Raw genomic sequence first — 2342 nt, 5'->3', positions numbered from 1 at the left:
CAACGTCTAGCTGATCCAGCTCGATGACGTTAAGGTTTTCAACTACCGGCAACGTATCGCGCAGATGCTGTTGAATCAGTAGCAGCTCAATGCCGCTATCTTCGGCAATATAAGCCAACCGCTCAGAGGGGTAATCCGCATCCAGCGGCACATAGGCGCCCCCCGCCTTGAGAATAGCCAGTAGCCCCACCACCATCTCAATGGAACGTTCCATGGCGATGCCCACCCGAGTCTCGGGTTTTACGCCCAACCCAATCAGATAATGGGCTAGGCGGTTGGCACGAGTATTGAGTTCGGCGTAGCTGAGGTGCTGATCATCAAAGATGAGGGCCGTGGCTTCTGGAGTTGACGCTGCTTGGTGCTCAATCAATTGATAAATAGGTGGAGCATCGGGGTGCTGTTCCGAGTTCTCTCCCCACTCACTCAACAGTTGCTGTTCGTTTTTTCCTAGCAGGCTAATCTCACTTAGTGATTGCTGAGATGCAGCTTGCAGGCTTGCCACGATACCGGCCACGGCCGAACTCATGTAATCACACAGTCGCTGCGCACCAATCGTGCGACTCACCTGCCCCACCAGTCGGAAGCCTTCTCCCAGATCATCTACCGACATCCCAATGGGGTAGTTAGTACGCTCCTGCCCCCCCAGAGACTCCATGCCTTCCCATACATTGGTGGGCCTACTTTCTGTCTGGGGTGCGCCATACCGATAATTCAGCAAACTCGTGAATAATGGCATTCCCCCGGGCAACCCACTGCAGCGCTGCGCTAGCCCGAGGCTGGCATGCTCGTGGTGCAACAACGCACTAAGGGCGCTGTGAGTCTGCCGCAAGCACTTATCAACGGTTTGAGCCCCCGTTTTGATGCGCACAGGCAAGGTGTTGATAAACATTCCCAGTGCCCGCTCAGCCCCTTCAGTGCCCTGCATACGGCCGAACAAAACGGTGCCAAATACCACGTCGTCCCGCCCGGTGGTTTTGCTTAGCACCAACGCCCAGGCCAAGTGGAACAGGCTTGCCGTGCTGACACCATGGCGCTGCGCCTGCTGCCGCACCTGTTGAGCCAATTCCGGCTCTAGCGGCAACTGCATTTCCTCAATATCACTGCCATCGCCGCGCACCTCCAGCAGCCCGAAGGGCGCTGTCGGTTCCTCTATGTCGCCCAATCGCTCGCGGAAGAAGGCTTCATGCTCATCTGAGCTTACCCCTAACTGTGCCTGTGCTACGAAGTTGCGGAATGGAATCGGCTTGGGCAGTTCGTCCTCGCGACCTTGCTGGATCAGGGCAATTTCTTCCACCAGTCGCTCGAGGGTGGTGTGATCCATGACGAGGTGGTGGCTAGGTAACTGTAGCAACCAGCGTCCCTGCTCAGCATCGTATGCAGCCAGCGCCCGGATCATTGGTGCTTGGCGCACATCGAGGCGATGGTGTTCAGGGTCCACTTCGGCATTCAGCCGTTCAGCAACGCTTTGTGATGGGACATCATCCACGGTTAGCCACTCGAGGGCTAATTCAGCATGCCGGTATACCACCTGCACCGGCTCACGCAGGTTTTCCCAAAGCACGGCAGTGCGCAGGATATCGTGGCGGGCAACCAGCTGGTTAAAATCGGCAGTAAAGGCTTCCAGCCGTTCGCGGCTGTCGAAGCCCAGCAGCCGAGGCGTCACATAGGCATCGCCCTCTTCCTGCAGCCGATGGTGGAAGAGAATGCCCTCCTGCAGTGGTGCCAGCGGGTAGATATCCTGAATATTGTTACCACCGCCGGGCACTGCCGCTTCGATGGCACTGATCTCTTCGGCATTGAGCTCAATCAAAGGCAGCATCTCGGGCTGGATTGCCGAGCAACCATCTGGAATGCGGTTGGGCGGGATGATGATCTCCTGCCGTTCTGATGTCTGCGTCAATACCTGGGCAAAGGATGCCAGTTCCGGGGATTGGAACAGCGTGCGTACCTGAGCCGGTAGACCCCGATGCCGCATTTTCTCCAACACCTTCAGAGCCAATAATGAATGGCCCCCCAGCTCGAAGAAGTTGTCACGGCGACCCACCTGGTCGACGCCAAGCACTTCAGCCCAGATTTCCGCCAGCGCTTCTTCTACTTCGCCCTGGGGTGGCTCATAGTGCGCGCCACTGGCCAAATCCGGCTCAGGCAACGCCTTGCGGTCTACTTTGCCGTTGGCATTCAGCGGCAGTGCCTCGAGCATGACCACGACGCCCGGCACCATGTAGTCCGGCAGCCGCTGCCCTAGCGCTTCACGTAGTGAATTAGTGTCGAGTTCACTGTCGGCCTGGGGAACCACATAAGCGACTAGCCTCGAGCTACTAGGACTTTCTTGGGCAACCACC

At 57.5% G+C, this 2342-nt stretch carries 1 protein-coding gene; it reads right to left on the bottom strand.

Annotated elements, in window-relative coordinates; translation table 11 throughout:
• On the bottom strand, positions 1-2342 hold a 2342-nt coding region (locus HALTITAN_RS24315), incomplete at both ends, for a condensation domain-containing protein (protein WP_039860943.1).

The organism is Vreelandella titanicae BH1 (genome assembly GCF_000336575.1).
Taxonomy (GTDB): Bacteria; Pseudomonadota; Gammaproteobacteria; order Pseudomonadales; family Halomonadaceae; genus Vreelandella; species Vreelandella titanicae.
The sequence above is the reverse complement of the archived record's forward strand: the minus strand, read 5'-3'. Positions and strand labels throughout refer to the sequence as shown.